This window comes from Streptomyces sp. CB03234, assembly GCF_001905885.1.
Taxonomy (GTDB): Bacteria; Actinomycetota; Actinomycetes; order Streptomycetales; family Streptomycetaceae; genus Streptomyces.
Genome location: NZ_LIYH01000002.1, coordinates 777,058 through 797,930, shown reverse-complemented (window position 1 = coordinate 797,930; position 20,873 = coordinate 777,058). Strand labels below are relative to the sequence as shown.

Sequence of the window (20,873 nt, the reverse complement as noted above, 5' to 3'; positions counted from 1 at the left end):
CATGGCACGGGACGAAAACATGATCGCCGCCCTGAAGCGGGAGCGGGCGGTGTACGAATCGCGCGGCGACGACAACCGCGTGCGCCAGGTCGACGAGCAGCTGCGGCACTACGGCCACAACCCCGAGCAGCCGGCCGAGGACGACGGGCCGCAGGGGCGGACCGGGGCCGATCCCCAGCAGCAGACCACCCAGGCCGCCACCCCGGCCGCGAAGAAGACCGCGCCGCCGCCGGCCAAGAAAACGGCCGCGCCGCCCGCCAAGACCCAGGAGTAAGGCGCGGTGGCCAACGAGTACGCCAGTCTGGCCACGCTCAAGGCGTCGCTGAACATCGAGGCCAGCGACACATCCCGCGACGATCTGCTGAACCGGGCGCTGAACTCGGCGTCCCGGTCGATCGACAAGTCGACCGGCCGCCGCTTCTGGCTGGACGCGGCGCCGGTCGCCCGCACCTACCGGCCCTCGGGCCGGACCGTGTACGAGGACGACGGCCAGGTGCTGCTCGTCGACGACATCGGCAGCACCAGCGGGCTCACCGTCGAAACCGGCTCCGCGCCGTCCTGGACGGTTGTGACCGGGTACGACACGCTCCCCGACAACGCGCTGGCAGACGGCCGGCCCGTCACCGCCCTGCTGCGGGTCAACGGCGACTGGGGCTATGCCACCTCCCGCATCCGCGTCACCGCGCGGTTCGGCTGGCCGGCCGTGCCCGGCGACATCGAGCAGGCCGCCCTCATCCAGGCCGCGCGCCTGTACAAGCGCAAGGACTCCCCCGAGGGCGTCATGGGATCCGCCGAGTGGGGCGTGGTGCGCCTGTCCCGCCGGGACCCCGACGTCTGGAACCTGATCGAGCCGTACGTCCGCCCCGGATTCGGATAAGGGAGGCAGCCATGCGTATCCGCATGCTCGTCGACATGACCGGCACCCGCGACGGCCAGCCCTGGCCCAACAAGGGCCAGGAGGCCGACCTGCCCACCGCCGCGGCCGCACACCTGGTGGCCTCCGGCGTCGCCGAGGAAGTCACCGACGAGCCGCCCAGGCGCAAGCGCCGTTCAGGGGGTGACAGCGATGCAGATGAGCGCAGTACGTGACGCCATCGCCACCGCCGCCCGCACCGTTGTTCTGCCCGCCGGCGCCGGAAAGCTCACCGCGACCGGCTACGTACCGGACGCCGTGGCGGCGCCGCACTTCTTCGTGGGCGAGTACTCCGTCACGTTCGACCGTGCGATGCGCCGTGCGCTGGATGAAGTGGAGTTCACCTGCCGCGTCCTGGTGGGCCGGGCCGACGACAAAGCCGCGCAAAAGACCCTCGACGCGCTGCTGTCCGGGTCGGGGGCGGCGTCGCTGAAGGTGGCGATCGAGGCCGCCCGCGGGGCGCCCGGCCAGTACGCCCTCGGCGGCCTGGCCCACGACCTGCACCTGATGCGCATCCAGGGCTATCGCTGGTACGAGCACCAGGGCACCCAGTACATCGGCGCCGAGTTGGTCATCAAGGTCATCGGGGAGGGGAACGCGTAATGGCGAAGTTCGTCCTGCTGGACTGCCGCCTCTTCGCAGTCGGCGCCGATCTGTCCGGCGCCTCCAACAAGATCGAGCTTGCGGCCGAGCACGAGGAGAAGGAAGCCACCAACTACCGCTCCGGCGGCTGGAAGGAAGTCCGCGGCGGTCTCGGCTCGGCGGAGATCAGCGGCGAGGGCCAGTGGAACGCGGGCGATCCCTCGCTGGTCGACGACGCCTCCTTCGCCCAGCTCGGCGGACTCGGCCCCTGGACGGTCTGTCCCCAGGACTCCACCGTCGGGGCGCTGGCCTACCTGACCCGGGCCATGCGCGCCGACTACAAGCTCGGCGAGGCGGTGGGCGAGATCGCCCCGTGGACGGGCACCGCCAAGAGCAGCTGGCCCCTCGCGCGCGGGCAGATCGCCCACCCGCCCGGGCTGGCACGCGCCGCATCCGGCTCGGGCACCGCGCTGAACCTCGGCGCGGTCAGCAGCGGGCAGCGCCTGTACGCCGCGCTGCACGTGTTGTCGGTGGCGGGCACCACGCCGAGCCTGACGGCCCGGATCGAGTCCGACGCCGACGCCTCTTTCGCCTCGCCCACCACCGTGGCCACGTTCACCGCCGCCACGGCCGCCGGCGGGGAGATCCTCCGCACCGACGGCACCGCCATCACCGATACGCACTACCGGGTCGCCTGGACCATCACCGGCACGAACCCGTCATTCATGTTCGCTGTCTCTCTGGGAATCAGGTGATCACCCATGCCCATGATGGTCCTGCTCGCACAGCACCTCAGCCTCAACGGCAACAACCTCTCCGAGTACACCCGCAAGGCCGAGCTCACGGTGGAGGTCGAGGACAAGGACGTCACCACCTACGCCAGCCTCGGGTGGAAAGTCGTCCTCGGCGGCCTCAAGAGCGGGGAGCTCAGCATCGAGTTCCTGCAGGACGTCGCCGCAACCAAGATCGACGCCATCATGTGGCCGCTGCTCGGCACGGTCGTGCCGTTCGTGACGCGTCTGGACTCCGCCGCCGTCGGCACCTCCAACCCCCAGTACTCCGGCAGCGTGCTGATCAAGAGCTGGAACCCCATCGAGGGCGCCGTTGGTGATGAGGCGTCCGTCTCGGTCAGCTACCCGACCTCGGGAGCAGTGACCAGGGCGACGGCCTGATGCCCAGCTCGGGCCCGCCGTTCGAGCTGGAATGCACCCACGAAGGCCTCGACGCGCTCGTGCGGGCGATCCGCGCCCAGGCCGACGGCAAGCAGCTACGCAAGGACCTCGCGAAGAACATGCGCGAGGCCCTCAAGCCCGCGGCCGCGCTCGCCAAGAGCAACATCATGGCGATGTCCTCGGCAGGGCTGTCCACCAGCACTCCCGGTCTGCGCTCGGCGATCGCCAAGAAGATCCGCCCCGAGGTCAAGCTGGGCGGCCGCTGGTCCGGCGCCCGCGTGAAGGCCTTCAAGACACCCGGGCTGCGGGGCTTCCCCAACGCCCCCAAGCGCACCAACCGGCGCGACGGCGGCTGGCGCACCCTCACCTACGGCCACGAACCGTGGCGCACCCAGTACGGCAAACGCCACTGGTTCGACGAATCGTTCGAGGGCCAGGACGCCCGCTTCAAGCAGGCCGTCCTCGACGCGATGAACGACATGGCCCAGCGGCTCGCCGACCGGGCCCAATCCGGATAGGAGCCACATGTTTCTGATCTACCAGCCCGACGGGCAGGACGAGCCGACCCGCTGGCGCTACAACCCCCGCCGCGGCCTGATGGCCGTCGAACGCGAGGACATCGAGCGCCGCACCGGCATGACGTACAGCGAGTTCACCGGGGCCGTCCTCAAGGGCTCCTCGGTGTGCCGCCGCGCGCTGCTGTACACCTTCCTGCGCCGCGACCACCCGAAGACCCGGTGGGAGGACGTGGACTTCCAGTGGGACGAGCTGCGCCTGGAGTACTCCCAGCAGGAGTGGCAGCAGATGCGCGAGGCGGCCGCCGACCGCCTGCACGGCGAAGAGCTGGCCGCCGCCCTGGAGGAGTTCGACCGGCAGATGGCGACGGCCATCGACGACGCCGAGGAGTCGGGAAAAGCGAGTCTGCCCGTCGCCGACTGAGCCAGCTCGGCAACGCCGCCCACCTGCTCGGCATCCGCCCCTGGGAGTGGGACCTGCTCACCGTCGACCAGGCCGACGCACTCCTTGACTGGCTCGATGAGTACCGCAAGGCCCAAGAAGAGGCCGAGGCCAAGATGAAGAGGAGGTGACGCCATGTCGGACACCTCCCTGGTCTTCAACCTGGTGGCCCGCGACCAAGCGTCAGGCGAGGTCTCGCAGATGGCCGAGCGGTTCAACACCGCGGCCGCGACCATCGGTACCGGGTTCGCGGCCGCGCTCGGCGCCGGTGTGCTGACGCACCTGGACATGGAAGCGGCCGGCGACAAGCTCGCCGCCCAGCTCGGTGTCGGCCCGGCCGAGGCGGCCGAGCTGTCCAAGGTGGCAGCGAGCGTCTACCAGGACGCCTGGGGCGACTCGATCGAGACCGTCAACGAGGCCGTCAAGGGCGTCTATCAGAACATCGGCGACACCAGCCAGGCCGAGGGCGGCCTCCAAGGGGTCACCACCAAGGCGCTCGCCCTGGCGGAGACGTTCGGCCAGGAGGTCGGGCCGACCACGGCCGCCGTCGGGCAGATGCTGAAAACCGGCCTGGCCAAGGATGCCGACGAGGCGTTCGACATCCTCACCCGCGGTTTCCAGACCGGCGCGAACAAGGCCGACGACCTGCTCGACACCATCAACGAGTACGGCACCCAGTGGCGGAAGTTCGGCCTCGACGGGCAGACCGCCATGGGCCTGATCAGCCAGGGTCTCAAGGCCGGCGCCCGCGACGCGGACATCGTGGCCGACGCCGTCAAGGAGTTCTCCATCCGGGCGATCGACGGATCCGAGTCCACCGCCGACGGGTTCAAGGCCATCGGCCTGTCGGCCGCCGACATGTCCGCGAAGATCGGCAAGGGCGGGGACACCGCGACCGCCGCGCTCGATCTGACCCTGGACCGGCTGCGCGCCATCGAGGACCCCGTGCTGCGGGACCAGGCCGCGGTCATGCTGTTCGGAACCCAGGCCGAAGACCTCGGTGAGGCCTTGTACAGCCTGGATCCGTCGACCGCGGTGGCCGCCCTCGGGCAGGTCGGCGGCGCCGCCGAGAAGATGACCAAGACAGTGGGCGACAACCCCAAGGCCGCGCTGGAGTCGTTCAAACGGTCCGTCATGGCCGAGCTCGGCGAGGCGGCCGGCATCATCGTCAAGTTCGCCACCGAGAACCAGGCCGTAGTCGTACCGCTCACCTACGCGTTCGCCGGCCTGGCGGCCACGGTCCTGGTCGTCAAGGCGGGCATGGCCACCTACGCGGCGCTCAGCGCCGTAGTGACCGGCGCGCACGCGCTGATCTCCCTGTCCTGCTGGACGGTCATCGGCAACTGGACCCGCATGATGGCGATCGGCCTGATGGCCTACCTCCGCATCGGCGCGGCCGCAGTAGTCTCGGCGGCCACCACCGCGCTCGCCTGGACCGGCAGCACGCTGGTGTCCATCGGCACGTGGATCGCAGCTGTGCTCCGGGCGAGCGCGACCGCCGTCGCACAGTTCGCCGTGATGGCCGCCCGGGCGATCATCTGGGCCGCCATCATGGCCGCCCAGTGGCTTATCGCCATGGGCCCGATCGGCTGGATCATCGCCATCGTCATCGCCCTGGCCGCGCTGATCATCGCTAACTGGGACAAGATCAAGCAGTTCACCGGCAAGGCCTGGGACTGGATCTGGGGCAAGATCCAGGGCATCGGCCGCTCGATCATGGCGTACATCACCAACTTGCCGATCGTGCGGTTCTTCATACAGCACTGGGACAAGATCAAGCTCGGTCTCGCCGCCAAGATTGTCGGCCTGATCCAGCTGGTGCGGGGCCTGCCCGCCCGGATCCGCAGCGGCCTGGGCAACTTGGGCAACTTGCTGTACAACGCGGGCCGGGACGTCGTCATGGGCTTGTGGAACGGCATTCAGGCCATGGGCGGCTGGTTGAGGGACACCTTGATCGGCTGGGCGCGGAACCTGATCCCCGGTCCGATCGCCAAGGCCTTGGGCATCGCCAGCCCTTCGAAGTACATGGCCGACCACATCGGCCGGTGGATCCCCCTGGGCGTCGTCGACGGCATCCACGCCGGGCAACCGGCGCTCGAGCGGACCATGTCCGAACTCGTCCAGGCACCCACCTCCGCCCACGCGATGTCGACCGGTCGCCAGCTCGGCCAGTCCGCCCCGCTCACGCGCGGCGGCGCGGGCGGGGGTGGGCTGGTCACCGTGCGGTTCGACTTCACGGGTGCCGACGGCGCGCTGAAGACCGCCATTCAGAAGATCGTCCGCGTCGACGGCCGCGGGGACGTGCAGGTCACGTTCGGCCAGAGGTAGGGAGGCAAGGGACGTGAGCTTTCCCGTCCAGCCGCTGGACGTCCGTACCGAGCTGCAGATCGGCGGGGTGTGGACGGACATCAGCGCCGACGTCTACACCCGCTCGCCCATCACCATCGACCACGGCCGCAAGGACGAGGGCACCCGCACGGATCCGTCGAAATGCGCGCTCGAGCTGAACAACAAGCTGGGCAAGTACAGCCCCCGCAACCCGATGAGTCCGTACTACGGGCTCATCGGCCGCAACACCCCCATCCGGGTCTCCGTCCCCGGTGATGAGTCCTACCTGCTCCTGGACGGCACGGCGGCCGGTTTCGCCTCCACCCCGGACGCGGCCGCCCTCGACATCACCGCCGACATCGACCTGAGGGCCGAGGCCTCGCTGGACTGGACCGCGCCCGGTACCCAGACTCTGATCGGCAAGTGGGGCGGCGCTGGCGCCCGCAGCTACCTGCTGATGATCGAATCCGGGATCCTCGCGTTCCGCTGGTCGACGGACGGCACCAACGGATTCTTCGTCAGCCTCACCCTGCCGCACATGCCCCGCCGGGGCGCCGTGCGCGCCACCATAGATGTCGACAACGGGGCGGGCGGCCGCACCACCCGCCTGTACTGGGCGGAGTCGTTGGACGGGCCGTGGACGCAGATCGGCTCCGACGTCGTCACCACGGGCACCACAAGCATCTTCAACTCCGCCTCCGGGCTCGCGGTGGCGCCCTCCGATGTGTCCTCCGGGCGTCTGCCGGCCGTGGGCCGTATCCACCGCGCCGAAGTCCGCTCCGGCATCGACGGCACCATCGTCGCGAACCCCGATTTCCGTACCCTTGCGGCGGGCGCGTCCGGGTTCACCGACTCGGCCGGCCGCGCCTGGACGGTCACCGCGCCCGCCACGGTCACCAACCGCGCCTTCCGGTTCACCGGCGAGGTCTCGTCCTGGCCGTCCCGGTGGGACGTCTCGGGCAAGGACGTGTGGACCTCCATCGAGGCGGCAGGAATCCAGCGCCGCATGGGCCAGGGAAAGAAACCCCTGGCCTCCACGCTGCGCCGCCGCATCCCGAGCGGATCGCCGCTGGCGTACTGGCCGATGGAGGACGGCGAAAACGCCACCCAGGCCTACAGCACCGTGCCCCGTGTCCTGCCGCTGACCACCTCCGGGTTCGACTACGCCGCCGAGGACGGACTGGGCGGCTCCAGCCCACTGCCCAAGCTCGGCGCCACTGCCTCATTTCGCGGGCCGATCCCGCGCCGCACCGCCAGCGGCTGGCACGTCGAAATGGTCTACCGGCTGCCCACCATGCCCGCCGCGCAGACCGAGATCCTCCGCGTCACCGTCACCGGATCGGTCGCGCGGACGGTCGTCGTCTACGCCTCGACCGCCGGGGTACGCCTCGAGGCCCTGGACATCACCGGCGACGTCATCGTGTCCGTCATCTACAGCGACCCAGGAGCCATCGGGCAGTTCACCGCCCGGTGGAACCGGCTGCAGGTCTTCACCAGCGACGAGGGCGGCGGCACGACCCGCATCACCGCCCGCTGGCGCGACATCAACGGCGCCGGCGGCATGTCCTGGGTCACCACCACCTTCACCGGCGCCATGGGCGCCGCCACCGCCGTCTCCGGCACCTACGGGGCCGCGACCGAGGGCATGGTCCTCGGGCACCTCGCGGCGTTCGACGTCCCCGGCACCGGCACGACCGCGGGCGTCACCATCTACGACCAGGCCGACGACGGCTACACCGGCGAGAGCGCCATCGACCGCCTCGCCCGGCTCACCCGGGAAGAGAACATCGGCTTCGACTGGATCGACGGCGACACCACCCGGGCCAGCGAAGCGATGGGCCCGCAGCGCCCCGAGACCCTGCTGGAGCTGCTGCAGACCTGTGCCGACACCGACGGCGGCGTGCTGTATGAGGACCGTGAGCGCCTCGGCCTGCTCTACCGGGACCGCACCAGCCTCTACAACCAGACACCCCGCCTCGCCCTCAACTACGAGACCGACGGGGAGGTAGGGCCGCCCCTGGAGCCGGTGGAGGACGACCAGAAGGTCCGCAACGACGTCACCATCACGCGGGAGGGAGGCTCCTCGGCGAGGGCCGTCGACGAGACCAGCCCCCTGTCCATCCAGGCACCGCCGGACGGTATCGGCCTGTATGACGAGTCAGTGACCCTGTCCCTGGCCACCGACGGGCAGGCCGAGCAGATCGCCGCCTGGCGCCTGCACCACGGCACCTGGGACGAGGCCCGCTATCCGTCCGTACGGCTCATGCTGCACGCAGCCCCCCACCTCATCCCCGACCTGCTGGCCCTGCAGATCGGCGACAAGGCCACCATCACCAACCCGCCCGCCTGGCTGCCGCCGGACGACATCGAGCTCCTCGTCCAGGGATACACCGAGGTCCTCGACCAGTACACCTGGGACGTCGTCCTCAACTGCAGTCCAGCCCGGCCCTGGACGGTCGGTGTACTCGAGGACGAGGTGCTCGGCCGCCTGGACACCGACGGCGCGGTCATCGGCGCGGCCGTGGACGCCACGGCGACCACGCTGGAGGTCCACACGGATACGGCAGTCGGGCCGCGCTGGATCGACTCCGCGGGCTATCCGGCCATGTTCCCGTTCGCCGTCCAGTTCGGCGGCGAGCGGGCCACCGTGACGGCCATCGTCAACCGCGCCGACACCTTCACCCGTACGGTCGCCAGCGGCTGGGGCACCTCGTCCAGCGGCCAGGCCTGGACGGAGCTCGGCGGCCTGACCTCGGACCGGTCGGTCGACGGCACGCGGGGGGTGATCACCCTGCCCGCGAACGTGGACACCATCCGCCGGCAGATCCTCACACCGGCTGTCGCCGACGCCGAGGTCCTGGTCTCCATCAGCCCCGGGCAGGTGTCCACGGGCAACTCCCTGATCCCCGGGGTGCTGCTGCGCCATGTCGACGGATCCAACTTCTACCGGGTCCGGCTGCACTTCCGTATCGACAGCGCCGTCTACCTCGTCGTCACGCGAGGGGGAACCGAGCAGGGCGCCCAGGTCGTCACCGGCCTCACCTACGCGGCCAACGACGTCTTCTGGCTGCGGGCGAAGGTGATCGGCGACAGGGTCCTGGGCCGCGTCTGGAAGGACGGCACCCCAGAGCCCCATGACTGGGGCATCGACCGCACGATCACCACCAGCCCGATCGCCTCCGGCGGGGTGGGGGTCAGCGGGTCCGCGCTCGGCGGGCTCACCAACGTCAACCCGGTCACCCGCTACGACAACTTCGAAGTGATCACGCCGCAGCGCTTCACCGTCGCCCGCAGCGTCAACGGCGTCAGCAAGAGCCACGGGGCGGGTACGGCTCTGTCCCTGCACGACCCCATACGCCTTGCGCTCTGAACAGAAGAAGGGGGGTAGTCCATGCCGTTCCTGGCCGGGCAGAAGCTGACCGCCGGACAGCTCGACCGCATCCAGCCCCGCATCTATGAGGGCGCGGCCACCTCCGCGCTCGCGGTGTCGACCACCACCTACGCCGACATCGTCGGCGCCACGGTCACCTTCACCACTACCGCCGCCAACGCCAAGTTCAAGGCGGATGCCGTCTTCGACGCCTCGGTGGGCACGACGTCGGCGACCAACCTCATGGTCGGCCGCCTGGTCGTCGACGGCACGCCGGACTCCGGCGGCCTGGCCGTCTACGCCATGGACGTCCAGGACCGCGCCACCATCGCCCAGGAGTGGACCGGCACCCTCGCCGCCGCCGGTACCCACACGCTCAAGCTGCAGGGCGCCTGCACCGCCAGCGGCAGCGGCTCCGGCAACTTCCTGCAATCCGACACCAAAATCATCGTCACGGTCACGGAGGTGCCCTGATGCTCGTCACCCAGAAACACGAAGCGCTGGTGTACGACGGCACGAACGGTGCGCACATCGCCGGCGAGTGGCTCGACGACACCACGCTCCTCGACGACGACGGCCAGGTCCTGCGCATCGAGGTCGCCGGATGGCCGGCCCAGCAGCACGAGATCCCGGCGGGCTCCTACGTCATCCGCTACTACGGCAAGACCTTTCGCGAGGCGCTGCCCCCGGACGAGTTCGCGGAGCGCTGGGCGGAGGTGCCCGAGCCGCCCGCGCCCGCGTCCGCCTGACCTGACCACCGCCGCCCCGCGCCAGTCCGGCCCGGGGCCTTTCTCGATGCCTTGGAGGCCCCGTGTCCCAGCCCGTGCCAGCCGTAGGCCGGATCGTCCACTACGTCAGCTATGGCACCCCAGGCGGCGAGTACGGCAAGGCGTGCCGCGCTGCCATCATCACCGGCGTTCCTCCCGCCGGGGTAGGCGGTGAAGACCGGGAGACGCTTCAGCTCGCCGTGCTCAGCCCGACCGGCATGCACTTCAACACCGCGTACCACGACGAAGGCGACGAGACCCCCGGAGCACCCGACTGCCCCAGTCCTGACTCGCACGGCGCCCCGCTGCGCTACTGCTCATGTGGCTGGGCCGAAGGCGAGCGCGCCGGCGGTACGTGGCACTGGCCGGAGCGTGTCTGATGGCCTGGTATCCCGCAGCGACCCGGATGGAACTGCAACCCGAGTCCGACGCCCAACCGGCGATCCGGCCCACGCAGTTCATTCTCCACAGCATCGCCGCCCCGTGGACGGCGCGGCGGATGTACGAGTACTGGCGCGACAGCACGGCGCTCGACAGTCATTTCGGCCTCGGATACGAGGGCGACCTCGCCCAGTACATCGGCACCGAGACCCGCGCGGACGCCAACTACCAGGCGAACCGCCGCCCGGACGGTACGGGGGCGGTGTCCATCGAGACCGCGTCGAACCTGAAGCACACCGACCCGTGGACCGACAAGCAGGTCCAGGCGCTCATCGAGCTCGGGGTGTGGCTGCACCAGCGGCACGGCATCCCGCTGCGCATCTGCCGCTCGGCGTCGGACCCGGGCTACGGCTACCACCGGCTGCACGCGGCGTGGTCGACCGGCGGCACGGCCTGTCCCGGAGACGCGCGTGTCGAGCAGTTCAAGAAGGTCGTGTTCCCCGGAATCGTCGCCCGCGCCACCACCCCCGAGCCGCCTTCCGAGGAGGAAGACATGACCCCCGAGCAGGCCAAGCAACTCGCCCTCGCTGCGTCGCAGATCAACACCGTCTACCAGGAACGCCGCCTCTACTCCTGGGGCTACAAGAACCCCAACGTCGACTCGCGCGACACCTACGGCGTCCTCACCGACATCGACAAGCGCGTCCGGGAACTGGAGTCCGCCACCCTCACCGACGCCCAGGTCGCCGCCATGGCCGACAAGGTGGCCACCAGCCCCGCCCTGGCCCACCGCATCGCCGAGCTCGTCGCGGAGAAACTCGCCGCCCGCCTCGCCGAGTAACCCCCGCCCCTCTCACAGAAAATCGGAGTGCCCCCATGAGTCACGTCACCACCATCGGCAAGACCGCCCGCACCTACGGCAAGGACCTCGCCGAGCGGATCGTTTGGACGTTCCTCTTTGCAGCTGGCGCCGTGGCCCTCGCGGCCGGCCCCGCCGACATGTTCTCCGCCTCCTTCTGGGAGGTAGCTGGAGCGGCGGGCATCGCTGCTGTCGGGTCGCTGCTGAAGGGGCTGTTCGCGCGGCTCGTCGGCGACGAGAACAGCGCGTCGACCGCACCGGGCGTCTGACCGCACCATCCCCCACATGACCGGAGGTACCGCGCGTGGACGCTGCGACGCTCGGCGCACTCGGCGTGATCGTCGTCGGGCTCGCATCGGCCACCGCGGCCTGGATCGGGCAGCGTGGCGCCAACCGGAGCTCACAGTCCGGTGTCGTCATCAGCGGCTACGGCGGACTCGTCAACGAGTTGCAAGAGGAACGCGCGGACCTCCGGACCAAGCTCGCCGAGGCCGAGCGGCTGCTGGCGGCCGCGTACGCCGAGCTGGCTGGCGAGCGCGCCGACAAAGCCCGCCTGCAGGCACAGATCACCGAGCTGAACGCCGAGATCACTCGGCTGCGCGGTCGCATCGCCGAACTGGGAGGACAGCCCACGTGACCCGAACACGCATCGTCCTCTCCGAACGCTGGCGCGGTTTCGCCGTCGCCGCCGTGCTGTTCGTCTTGTCCGGCGCGGTGGTGCTGGTGTGGATGCGGATCGACCAGGCCGACCGGCGCGCCGAGCAGTTGGCCAGCGAGGCGAACCGCCGCGGGGACGCCGTCAGCACCCTGGCGGGTGATGTGCGGGTACTGCGGGCGCAGGTCGCTGCCCAGGGTGAGACGCCGGCAGCGCCGGATCCGGCGCAGGCGGTGGAGGATTTGCCGGACCGGGCCGAGGTGCCAGTCCCGATACCCGGTCCTTCGGGTGAACAGGGTGAGCCGGGCAAGCCGGGCCGGGACGGCGCCGACGGGACGCCGGGCGAGGACGGCCAGCCCGGTGAACCCGGACAACCGGGCGCGTCCGGCCCACCCGGTCCAGAAGGTCCCCAGGGACCCCAAGGGCCAGCAGGCCCGGAAGGGCCCCAAGGCCCGGTCGGGCCGGAAGGTCCGACCGGCGCCCCGGGGAAGGATGGCGCGACCGGTCCCCAGGGTCCGCCTGGGCAGTCGTGCCCGGACGGCTACTCGTGGCAGACACCGGAGTACGACCCTTACGCGAAGGTCTGTCGGCAGGACGGCGCTCCACCACCGGACCCAGAGCCGGGCGCGCCCGTCCCGCTCGCGCTCGATCCGGCGCGAAGGCAGTACCCATGACGAACGCCCCCTGTTCTCCTCTCGGGGAGGGCAGGGGGCGGCTTCGTCGTTTCTGTTGCGCGCAATCGGCCGACCTTGCCAAAGGGTCACAATTTCCGGCAACCCACAGGTGCACCATCGCTACTCGGCGCATTCTGTTGCCTCAACGACTCGCATCGGAGGGCTACATGACGCTCAGGTTCATCGGCACGACCAGCGACGGCGGCGACTGCCCCACTCTGTACGAGATCGAGGCGACCGGCGACATTCTCGTACAGGGCGACCGGGTGACCGACCCCGAGCACTTGGCGCGGCTCCGCGACGTCAAGGAGAGTGAGACGTTCGTCGTCGTGCCGCGTAGCCTCCTCACCCGCTTCTCCCCACGGCATGAGCCCGCCGCCATGGTCCCGTTCGCGGACATCGCCCACCTGTTCCGCGACTTCAAGCACACCGCGTGGCGTCTGGAGACTCGCCGTGGTTACGCCTCCGACCGCAACAGCGCCAAGTGGCAGCGCTGGCAAGCCGGGGACGATATCGCTGCCGAGCCAGCCGACGACTGGCGCCGCAACGTCGCTGAGCAAGTGGCTCTGGGCAAGCGGTTCGAGCGGGTCCGGCTCGTGGATGACCCGCCGACGGAGGGGCAACAATTCCTTCTCGCGTCCGGGCAGAGCAACGTGCGTGCGGGCGAGGACATCCGCAACCTGACCCGCGCTGATGCCCAGGGCCTCGGGCTGCCGGACTGGGACTTCTGGCTCTTCGACTCCCGAATTCTCGCCCGGTTCGTGTTCGACGAGAACGACACGACAATGGGCGTGATCGTCAGCGAGGACCCCGCCGAGGTCCTCGCCGCCTGCCAGGCCCGCGACACGGCCTGGCATCACGCCATCCGTACCGCGGACTTCGCCAGGCGGGTACGTTCCACTGTGTGAGCACCGACTTCCAAAACGGTCGTGAAGTCCTCGGCGCGCGGCTACGTGAGCTGCGCACCGAGGCCGGCCTCGACGGCAAGGGCCTGGCCGAGCGGCTTGGCTGGCAGCGCTCCAAGGTCTCCCGCCTGGAGAACGGTAAGCAGACCCCGTCCGTGGCCGATCTGAGCGCGTGGGCGTCGGCAGTCGGCCGACCGGACCTGACTGCCGAGCTGAAGGGCCGCCTCACTGGTCTGGAGACCACGTACAGGTCGTGGCGGCGGCAGCTCGCGGGCGGATACCGCGCGCGGCAGGAGCTGGCGATCGCTGAAACGGCGAGTACCAAGACGATCCGCGGTTTCGAGGTGGCCCGGATCCCTGGCCTGTTCCAGACGGCCGACTACGCTCGGCATACCTTCGAGGCCAATGCCGAGTTTCGGCAGGTGCCCAAGGACATCGAGGAGGCCGTTCGGGTCCGTATCCGCCGGCAGGAAGCCCTGTACGAGGCGGGCAAGCTGTTCCGGTTCCTCCTCTGGGAAGGCGCCCTGTACGTGCGTACGTCCCCGGCGGGTGTGCACGCCGCCCAGTTGGACCGGCTCGTCAGCCTGATCGGCCTGGACACTGTGGAGCTCGGCATCGTGCCGCTCGGAGCGCAGCTGCGCCGAGCGCCCGGGCACGGATTCTGGATCTACGATCAGCGGCTCGTCATCGTGGAGACCATCAACACCGAGATGTGGCTGGACGACGAGGACTCCATCCGGCTGTACGAGCGGGCGTGGGACTGGCTGGGGGAGCCAGCGGTGTATGGGCATCAGGCGCAGCGGTTGATCGGTCGCGCGCGGGCAGCCCTTGACGCGGCTTGAGCAATGACGGGCAAAGGCCCGGGTGGCGGGCGCAATCTCACGCAATCAGCGAGCAATTGATCAGCTGACGTTCGTACGTTGCTGGTCATGGAGACGGGAATCCAGCCCCTCGGGGCAGCATCTGATCAATGGTGTCACTGGCACAAGGGCCCCTCGGGGACCGCCCGGCCGGTGCAGCTCGCCGAGCGTCAGTCCGGCCCGCCCGTCCGGCTGTACGCGTGTGCGCCGTGCCGCGAACAGCGCGGCCTCACACCTCTGGAGGGGACGTGACTGCCCCGGTGCCGGCCCGCGAGCAGCGTACGGACCTCTCACCCGAGTGCCGCCTGAACGAGCATGGTTTCTGCACCCGTCCCATCGATCTCCATTTGCCGAGCGACGGGCCCCACGCTCGGCCTCTCTTGACGCTGCGGTGCGCGTGCGCCTGCCATCGGGGGGTGCGGCGGTGACTGCCATGTCCGGCACGCGGTTCTGTGTGCACTGCGACGAGCCGATCGACGGCGAGGCCGAGCGGGTTGAGGCGCCCATCTGTGACAGCGGCGCCCGGCCGGACGCGTGGCGGCACCCCGGGTGCGGGCCCGCGCAGGCGCCGTACGTCCGACGCTCCCCGTACGACCGATGATCTCCGCCCGCTGCTGCAACCGACGGCGGAACGCAGCAGCGGGCGGGCAGACGCTCCAGCCGGCCCCATCCCGTCAGTGGCCGGCCGGAGCCGGCCCCTGCCCTACCCGTGGCCCTGGAAGTGCCCGGCGCTCCGCCGACCGGGCGGGCCAGCCGTCCCTGTGTGGCGTCTCGGGGGGCAGGGGCCTACCGGACGAGGTCTTCAACCGGCACATCGAGAGCGTCGGCGATAAGCACCACCGTGCTGTAAGGGGGGTCACTGGTACCACGCTCGATGCGCTGGAGTGTGCGCCGGTCGATACCGGCCATCTCCGCGAAAACCTCCTGGGTGAGGTTGCGGTGGAGCCGAACGTCCCTGATGCGGTCGCCAAGCACCCGGCGTCTCAGGAGGACCCAGTCGGGTAGTTCGCGTGGCACTCGACAAACGCTGTGACCTGCATGATCCTGTGTCAGCGTCTGAGCAGACGCTTTTTTCGATCAAGCCTCACCCTCAGACGGCCGCCCGCCCACCGAGCACCCCCGGTGGGCGGGCGGCTCTTTGCCGTACCTGCAGGCCACGCGCCTGGGAGGCGTGGGAGACGATTTGGGAGATGATCAAGAAGCCTCGTTGCGCAACGCTGCTAGGAAATGCTAGATACTGCTAAATGGGCGCAACTCGTCTGTGCAGGTCAGAGCGATATGGCCTGGTCAGCACCCGTGGGCCCTAGCCTCCCCGGAGAGCGACAAGATCTTCTGGGAGACCAAGAAGGCCTGATCGTCGATCACGCTCTTCCCGACCGCACCCGCCCCGCAGGCCGCCGAACACGGCGTCCACGACGGGCCGGGTGCGGTCTTCTTCTCGTGGCCACACCAGCGCCGTAAGCCGCAGCACACCGCGCCTCCGGGGCCGCGGGTCTGCCCTCCATACCTGGCAAGGCCGCAACATCGCAGGACGGAACCCCGCATCCACCGGCGCGCACCGACGGCAGCATCGCCGACGAGCCGTGAGGGCACCCACGCCGAGAGGCCGCGCCGTTCGAGGCGGGCACCTATCGACGACAGGCGAGGACGCCACCGAGGCACGTGATCGCGTACGTCCCGTGCCGGGCGATGTGGTCGGTCACCAAGGCGGGGGCTCGGTCAATGGTCGCGTCGGGTCCAAGGACGTCGTACTGGACCTTGCCCGTACGGCCGCCTGTGGCCCTCAAGAGAAGCTCCGGGCCGTTCGGCCGCCACCTTGCGATCAGTGGAACCAGACGACGAGCCGCACATGGTCCCCGCCGTGGAGTTCGCTGAGCGTTCGCATCACGCTCCAGACGGGTGCCCAGTGGGTCTCGTTCCTCGCGACGCTGTCGCGGCGTCGGGTGCCGGAGCCGTCTGTCTCGCTCCAGTCGGCGGCGGCGAGCTCGGACCAGGTGATCCACGTTGTGCCGTGTACGTCAGATGGGCCGCCATAGGCGGCGTACTCGGTTCGCAGCGCCTCGGACGCGTCGGCCGGAAAGCCGCGGCCTTCGGCCAGCGGGCGGAAGCCGAAGTAGTTGCGGATGCCGAAGAGACAAGCGACGGCGTCGTAGGCGTTGCCGTTGTTGAGGAGGAGTAGGTCGATAGCGGCCTCCCACACGGAGTCCTCGTCGTCGGGTCCCCAGAGGCGGGCACCCGGTCGGCACTCGATCATCCCGCTGACTTCAGTGGACATGCCGGGATCCTGCCTGACTGACACCTGCCTCGGCATGCGCATTTGCCGTCACTCGGTCTCCCTCGCCGGACATGTCGGTGCCCACCCTGAAGGCGCCCACCGGCCCAGCTTGGACGCAGCTGGACCGCCCTCTTAGCCGCCGTTGTGGTCAGCGAGGCATGCGCCGCCCCAGCTCCTGTGCTTTGTCGCGCAGTCCCGCACCCCAGGCTCCGCCTTCCACCGGGGCCGACATACCTGTGACGGCGCAAACGTGCACGTCTTCGAGCGGCCCCTCCAGGTCGGCTCCGAGCTGTGTCCAATCCACCCGGATTCCGGCGCGCTCTGCGAGGACGAGCACTGTGGCGGTGAAGCCTTCGGAAAGCGCGAGCAATACGGCGTGGCTCGTTCTTCGGCGCAGCGCCAGCAGGGCCTTGACGAAGGTCTCGAAGACGGCCGGGTCCATCCGGCATTCGTCGTTCTCCATCGGCCCGATGCCCGATGAGAGACCCAGCTCCGCCTCGAAAAACGCCACGTGGTGCTGGAACATGCGGGCGGCCTTATTGGATGGGTTCCACAGGGTCTCGCCGTCCATATCGAAGTACTGACTCATCGTCGTCCCATTCAGGAGATGACGACGGGCCGGCGTATCCAGCCGGATCACCGCCGTCGCAGGTATCACGGCCTCGTGGTGTGCGGGCCGTGCGGGACGGAGAGGGTGTAGCGGAGCTTCTCCTTGGCCTGGGCGCCCAGGCGGTCGTAGAAGCGGATCGCGCCCTCGTTCCAGGCGGGGGTCTGCCACTGGACCTGCGTCAGGCCCAGGGCGTGCGCCTCCGCGATGACGGCGTTCATCAGCATCGGGCCCGCCCCGAGGCCCCGTTGGCCGGCCTCCAGGAACAGGCAGTCCAGGTGGAGGTATTCGCGGCCGTCCCAGGTGGAGAGCTCGGGGGCGCAGGTGGCGTAGCCGACGAGGTGGCCGTCGCCGGGGCGTTCGGCGACCAGGCAGCGCAGGCGCGGGGCCTCGGTGGCGAAGAGCAGCGCGGCGAGCCGGTCGGCGAGGCCCGGGGCGGGCGGGGCGGCCTTCTCGTACGCGGCGTGCTCGGCGGCCAGTTCGGCGACGCGTGGCAGGTCCGCGGGGCGGGCGTGGCGGATCGTGAGGGAGGGCGGAGCAGTGGGTGTCATGGGTACATCCTGACCGGCGGGGCGTCGTGGGCCCATGTCAGGAGCGTGTGGGTGCGGCCGTTGCTCCGTACCGTCTCGGGCGGCTCGTCCGTGAGGCGGAAACCGGCCGCGCGGGCGACGGCCGTGCTGGCGGCGTTGTCCGGTTCGATTTGGAGGATCACCCGTGGCAGGCCCAGCACCGCGTGGGCGTGGCCGGTCAGCAGGCGGGTGGCGCGGGAGGCGAGGCCCTGGCCCCGGTGGGCGGCGCCGACGGCGTACCCGAGGGCGCCTTGGACGAGGCCGAGCAGGACCTCGCCGAGCGGTGCTCCGCCGTTCTCGGTGATGGCCAGGTGGAGCCGGGTGCCGTCGGCGCGGGTGCGGCGGATCATCGTCAGGTACGCCCGTGCCGCGGCCTCGTCGAAGGGTGAGGCGAGGGGCGTGCGGTATGCGACGGCGGGTTCGTCGAACAGTGCGGTCATGGCGGGGACATCCGCGTCCGTCCACTCACGCAGCACGATTTGGCCGTCGGTGAGGGTCAGGGGCGGCGTGGTGGGCATGGGTGCCTTTCGTGGAGGGTGTCAGGCCGCTCGGGCCAGTGGGCTGCCGTGGCGCAGCAGCCACTGCCGGTACGCCGAGGTCCGCAGCGCCACCTCGCGGTAGGCGGCCGCGAGGTCCGCGTACGCCGACTCCGCGCACCCCGTGCCGGTGCTCGTCCCGGGGCGGCTGTAGAGCAGCAGGCGCACCGCCAGCGGGTCGCCCCGTAACGGCCGTATCGCCATGTCGTCGCGCGGGCCCGACGTCGGCTGGCAGGGCGCGACCACCTCGCCCGCGACGATGAGCGACGCGGCCGTGTGGTAGTCGCCGTGCAGCACGGGCGGGTCGATCCCGGCCGCCCCGAGGACCCGGCGCAGCCCGTCCCACTCGCCGTCCACGGTCGGGTCGACCATCCAGCGGTCACCGGCCAGGTCGGTGAGCGCCACGACGGGCGCGGCGGCGGCCGGGTGGTCGCGTGCCATGGAGACGAACTGGGGCTCCCGTTCGACCAGTACGCGCCGCTCCAGCCCGTCCGGTACGCGCAGCGGGCAGCCCTCCACCTCGTGGACGAACGCCACGTCCAGCTGCCCGGCCGCCAGCGCCCGCAGCAGGGCACCCGCCGAGACGTCCATGTGCAGCGAGATGTCGGTACCGGGCAGCCGGTCCCGCAGCCGGCGCAGCCAGCCCGCGAGCGCCCGGCTGGCGGTGGAGCCGACGCGCAGCCGGGCGCCGTCGGCGCGGGCGGCGGCCGCCCTGGTCTCGGTGACGAGCACGGCCATCTGGGCCACGAGGGGGCGGGCACGGCTGAGGACGGCGTGGCCCATCGGGGTGGGCCGGCAACCGGTCCGTTCGCGTGCGAACAGTTCGGCGCCCAGGGCGTGTTCGATACGCCGCAGCTGGGTCGTCAGGGACGGCTGGCTGACGCCGAGCAGGCGGGCCGCCTTGTGCAGGCTGCCCGTGTCCGCGATGGCGCACAGCGCCCGCAGGTGCCTCACCTCCAGCTCCATGTCCCGAGGGTAGGACCGGCGCTGTGCGTAACACCAGACGCGGCAAGGGACTTGGGAGGCGGGCGATGCGCCGGTGCTATCGCCCGTTGACATCATCCGTACGGCGCGCCGGCTCCTCGACACTCTCCCCAACCGAACGGCCCACCCAGCCGTTCAGGATCACGAGGAGCCCCCCATGAGACACCCCAAGGCCGTGCTGGCCGCTGCCCTGAGCCTCGCCGCCGCCCTGGCAGCCGTACCGGCCGCGACCGCCACCGCCGCCGCGCCCACCGCCGCCGCTCCGGCGACGACGTCGTACGCCGCGTACGCCGGGTCCGCCGAGGACGCCAAGGCCAACCGGGCCTTCTTCGAGGCCGTCATGGAGTCGGTCGCCGAGAAGCGCGCCGCCAACCCGGGCGCGCAGGCCGTCACCGTCGTCTACTCGGCGGCCAACGCCCCTAGTTTCCGCACCCAGATAGCCCGCTCCACCCAGATCTGGAACAGCTCGGTCAGCAATGTGAAGCTCCAGGAGGGCAGCAACCCGGACTTCCGGTACTACGAGGGCAACGACTCCCGCGGCTCGTACGCCAGTACCGACGGCCACGGCCGGGGCTACATCTTCCTCGACTACCGGCAGAACCAGATCTACAACTCCACCCGCGTCACCGCCCACGAGACCGGTCACGTCCTCGGCCTGCCCGACCACTACTCCGGGCCGTGCAGCGAACTGATGTCCGGTGGCGGCCCCGGTCCGTCGTGCCAGAACGCCCAGCCGAACGCGCAGGAACGCGCCCGCGTCGACTACCTGTGGCGGGCCGGCCTGGCCGCCGCCCTGGCCAACGCCTCCTGACCCACCCCGACCCCCGTCGGGCCACACAGGCCCGGCGGGGTCCCCGGGACCGCCGGGGCCACCCGGCCACCCGGCCACCCGGCCGCCGGGGCCCTCGGGACCGCCGGGGCCCTCGGGACTGCCGGGCCCCCGGGCCTCCCGGGACAGGAGGCGCCGGGTGCGTCACGCGGCGGCCTCGGTGCCCTCCAGGAGCTTGCGGCCGAAGCGGGTGCCGGGCGGCAGCTGGCGCAGGATGCGGTCGAGGGCCTGGTCGAAGTCGCCGCCGGCGAGGCCCGATTCGTACGCCGCTCCCCCGCAGTGCAGGGTGAGCTGAAGATCCACTCGCTCGGGTGAGCCCTCGGACAGGGCTTCACCCAGGGCCAACAGACAGCTGAGGGTGGCCTGTTGGGTGGTGCCGTCGGTGAGGACCGGCAACGGCAGGTCCCACTCCAGTACGCAGCCGGCCAAGGGCAGGCCGCCGTTCTCCTCCGCCGCGCGCAGCCCGTCAAAGCTCGGGCCCGCGTACTCCACGCCCCTGATGCGGGTGGCGATCCGCCGCCCGTCCGCCGCGATCACGATCGATTCCGCACCGCGGCGGTCCCGGTACCAGCCGGTCCAGACTTCCGTCGACTCCGATGACATGGCGCGGACTGTAGCGGTAGGACCGCCTCCCACGTGCGGCCGGTCAC

General features: G+C 70.5%; 26 protein-coding genes. 19 read left to right on the top strand and 7 right to left on the bottom strand.

Annotated features, from left to right (window positions below; translation table 11 throughout):
- The first annotated feature begins 1 nt into the window (after position 1).
- The 18 genes from AMK26_RS10495 to AMK26_RS10405 all read left to right on the top strand — a co-directional run bounded on the left by AMK26_RS10495 (position 2) and on the right by AMK26_RS10405 (position 14,405).
- Positions 2-274 (top strand): hypothetical protein, encoded by a 273-nt coding sequence (locus AMK26_RS10495; protein WP_073754236.1) that lies wholly within the window; start codon positions 2-4, stop codon positions 272-274.
- A gap of 6 nt (positions 275-280) precedes the next feature.
- Positions 281-877: a phage head-tail connector protein gene (locus AMK26_RS10490; protein WP_073754235.1), complete on the top strand. Its 597-nt coding sequence runs from the start codon at positions 281-283 to the stop codon at positions 875-877.
- 11 nt (positions 878-888) lie between these two features.
- Positions 889-1,089 carry a hypothetical protein gene (locus AMK26_RS10485; RefSeq protein WP_073754234.1) on the top strand — a complete coding sequence of 67 codons (201 nt, stop codon included), beginning with the start codon at positions 889-891 and terminating at the stop codon, positions 1,087-1,089.
- Complete coding sequence (locus tag AMK26_RS10480; RefSeq protein WP_241837851.1) at positions 1,073-1,516, top strand: hypothetical protein; 444 nt, start codon at positions 1,073-1,075, stop codon at positions 1,514-1,516. The genes AMK26_RS10485 and AMK26_RS10480 overlap by 17 nt, the downstream gene beginning before the upstream one ends.
- Positions 1,516-2,250 carry a hypothetical protein gene (locus AMK26_RS10475; RefSeq protein WP_073754232.1) on the top strand — a complete coding sequence of 245 codons (735 nt, stop codon included), beginning with the start codon at positions 1,516-1,518 and terminating at the stop codon, positions 2,248-2,250. The genes AMK26_RS10480 and AMK26_RS10475 overlap by 1 nt, the downstream gene beginning before the upstream one ends.
- A 6-nt stretch (positions 2,251-2,256) precedes the next feature.
- Complete coding sequence (locus AMK26_RS10470; protein WP_073754231.1) at positions 2,257-2,667, top strand: phage tail tube protein; 411 nt, start codon at positions 2,257-2,259, stop codon at positions 2,665-2,667.
- The gene (locus AMK26_RS10465) at positions 2,667-3,185 is read left to right on the top strand and encodes a hypothetical protein (RefSeq protein ID WP_073754230.1); all 519 of its coding nucleotides are present in this window, start codon (positions 2,667-2,669) and stop codon (positions 3,183-3,185) included. Before AMK26_RS10470 ends, AMK26_RS10465 begins: the two co-directional genes overlap by 1 nt.
- A 7-nt stretch (positions 3,186-3,192) precedes the next feature.
- Positions 3,193-3,606 carry a hypothetical protein gene (locus AMK26_RS10460; RefSeq protein ID WP_073754229.1) on the top strand — a complete coding sequence of 138 codons (414 nt, stop codon included), beginning with the start codon at positions 3,193-3,195 and terminating at the stop codon, positions 3,604-3,606.
- 153 nt (positions 3,607-3,759) lie between these two features.
- Complete coding sequence (locus tag AMK26_RS10455) at positions 3,760-5,952, top strand: phage tail tape measure protein (RefSeq protein ID WP_073754228.1); 2,193 nt, start codon at positions 3,760-3,762, stop codon at positions 5,950-5,952.
- Between the two features lie 13 nt (positions 5,953-5,965).
- Positions 5,966-9,322, top strand: a complete 3,357-nt coding sequence (locus AMK26_RS10450; RefSeq protein WP_073754227.1) for a hypothetical protein — start codon at positions 5,966-5,968, stop codon at positions 9,320-9,322.
- 21 nt (positions 9,323-9,343) lie between these two features.
- On the top strand, positions 9,344-9,796 hold the full coding sequence (locus AMK26_RS10445; RefSeq protein WP_073754226.1) for a hypothetical protein: 453 nt from the start codon (positions 9,344-9,346) through the stop codon (positions 9,794-9,796).
- Entirely contained in the window at positions 9,796-10,071 is a 276-nt protein-coding gene (locus tag AMK26_RS10440) for a hypothetical protein (protein WP_073754225.1), read from the top strand. The genes AMK26_RS10445 and AMK26_RS10440 overlap by 1 nt, the downstream gene beginning before the upstream one ends.
- Positions 10,072-10,133: 62 nt before the next feature.
- Complete coding sequence (locus AMK26_RS10435; protein ID WP_073754224.1) at positions 10,134-10,469, top strand: hypothetical protein; 336 nt, start codon at positions 10,134-10,136, stop codon at positions 10,467-10,469.
- The gene (locus AMK26_RS10430) at positions 10,469-11,311 is read left to right on the top strand and encodes an N-acetylmuramoyl-L-alanine amidase (protein ID WP_241837850.1); all 843 of its coding nucleotides are present in this window, start codon (positions 10,469-10,471) and stop codon (positions 11,309-11,311) included. The genes AMK26_RS10435 and AMK26_RS10430 overlap by 1 nt, the downstream gene beginning before the upstream one ends.
- A gap of 35 nt (positions 11,312-11,346) precedes the next feature.
- Positions 11,347-11,598, top strand: a complete 252-nt coding sequence (locus AMK26_RS10425) for a hypothetical protein (protein ID WP_073754223.1) — start codon at positions 11,347-11,349, stop codon at positions 11,596-11,598.
- 35 nt (positions 11,599-11,633) lie between these two features.
- Positions 11,634-11,966: a hypothetical protein gene (locus AMK26_RS37660; protein WP_073754222.1), complete on the top strand. Its 333-nt coding sequence runs from the start codon at positions 11,634-11,636 to the stop codon at positions 11,964-11,966.
- Positions 11,967-12,825: 859 nt separating this feature from the next.
- Positions 12,826-13,566: a DUF6879 family protein gene (locus AMK26_RS10410; RefSeq protein ID WP_073754220.1), complete on the top strand. Its 741-nt coding sequence runs from the start codon at positions 12,826-12,828 to the stop codon at positions 13,564-13,566.
- A complete protein-coding gene (locus AMK26_RS10405; protein WP_073754219.1) occupies positions 13,563-14,405 on the top strand; it encodes a helix-turn-helix domain-containing protein in 843 nt (280 codons plus the stop codon). The genes AMK26_RS10410 and AMK26_RS10405 overlap by 4 nt, the downstream gene beginning before the upstream one ends.
- Before the next feature lie 804 nt (positions 14,406-15,209).
- On the opposite strand, the gene AMK26_RS10395 is transcribed toward AMK26_RS10405, so the two are convergent.
- The 6 genes from AMK26_RS10395 to AMK26_RS10370 form a co-directional block, all read right to left on the bottom strand.
- A complete protein-coding gene (locus AMK26_RS10395; protein ID WP_073754218.1) occupies positions 15,210-15,440 on the bottom strand; it encodes a helix-turn-helix domain-containing protein in 231 nt (76 codons plus the stop codon).
- A gap of 805 nt (positions 15,441-16,245) precedes the next feature.
- Positions 16,246-16,698, bottom strand: a complete 453-nt coding sequence (locus AMK26_RS10390) for a hypothetical protein (RefSeq protein ID WP_073754217.1) — start codon at positions 16,696-16,698, stop codon at positions 16,246-16,248.
- 148 nt (positions 16,699-16,846) lie between these two features.
- A complete protein-coding gene (locus AMK26_RS10385; RefSeq protein WP_073754216.1) occupies positions 16,847-17,287 on the bottom strand; it encodes a DUF6086 family protein in 441 nt (146 codons plus the stop codon).
- Positions 17,288-17,352: 65 nt separating this feature from the next.
- On the bottom strand, positions 17,353-17,856 hold the full coding sequence (locus tag AMK26_RS10380) for a GNAT family N-acetyltransferase (RefSeq protein WP_073754215.1): 504 nt from the start codon (positions 17,854-17,856) through the stop codon (positions 17,353-17,355).
- Positions 17,853-18,392: a GNAT family N-acetyltransferase gene (locus tag AMK26_RS10375; RefSeq protein WP_073754214.1), complete on the bottom strand. Its 540-nt coding sequence runs from the start codon at positions 18,390-18,392 to the stop codon at positions 17,853-17,855. The genes AMK26_RS10380 and AMK26_RS10375 overlap by 4 nt, the downstream gene beginning before the upstream one ends.
- A gap of 21 nt (positions 18,393-18,413) precedes the next feature.
- Positions 18,414-19,376, bottom strand: a complete 963-nt coding sequence (locus tag AMK26_RS10370; protein WP_073754213.1) for a LysR family transcriptional regulator — start codon at positions 19,374-19,376, stop codon at positions 18,414-18,416.
- A gap of 175 nt (positions 19,377-19,551) precedes the next feature.
- On the opposite strand from AMK26_RS10370, the gene snpA reads away from it, so the two are divergent.
- On the top strand, positions 19,552-20,205 hold the full coding sequence (gene snpA, locus AMK26_RS10365; RefSeq protein WP_073754212.1) for a snapalysin: 654 nt from the start codon (positions 19,552-19,554) through the stop codon (positions 20,203-20,205).
- Positions 20,206-20,367: 162 nt separating this feature from the next.
- Here the strand turns inward: snpA and AMK26_RS10360 are convergent, their stop codons facing one another.
- On the bottom strand, positions 20,368-20,826 hold the full coding sequence (locus AMK26_RS10360) for a DUF6304 family protein (RefSeq protein ID WP_073754211.1): 459 nt from the start codon (positions 20,824-20,826) through the stop codon (positions 20,368-20,370).
- Positions 20,827-20,873: the final 47 nt, after the last annotated feature.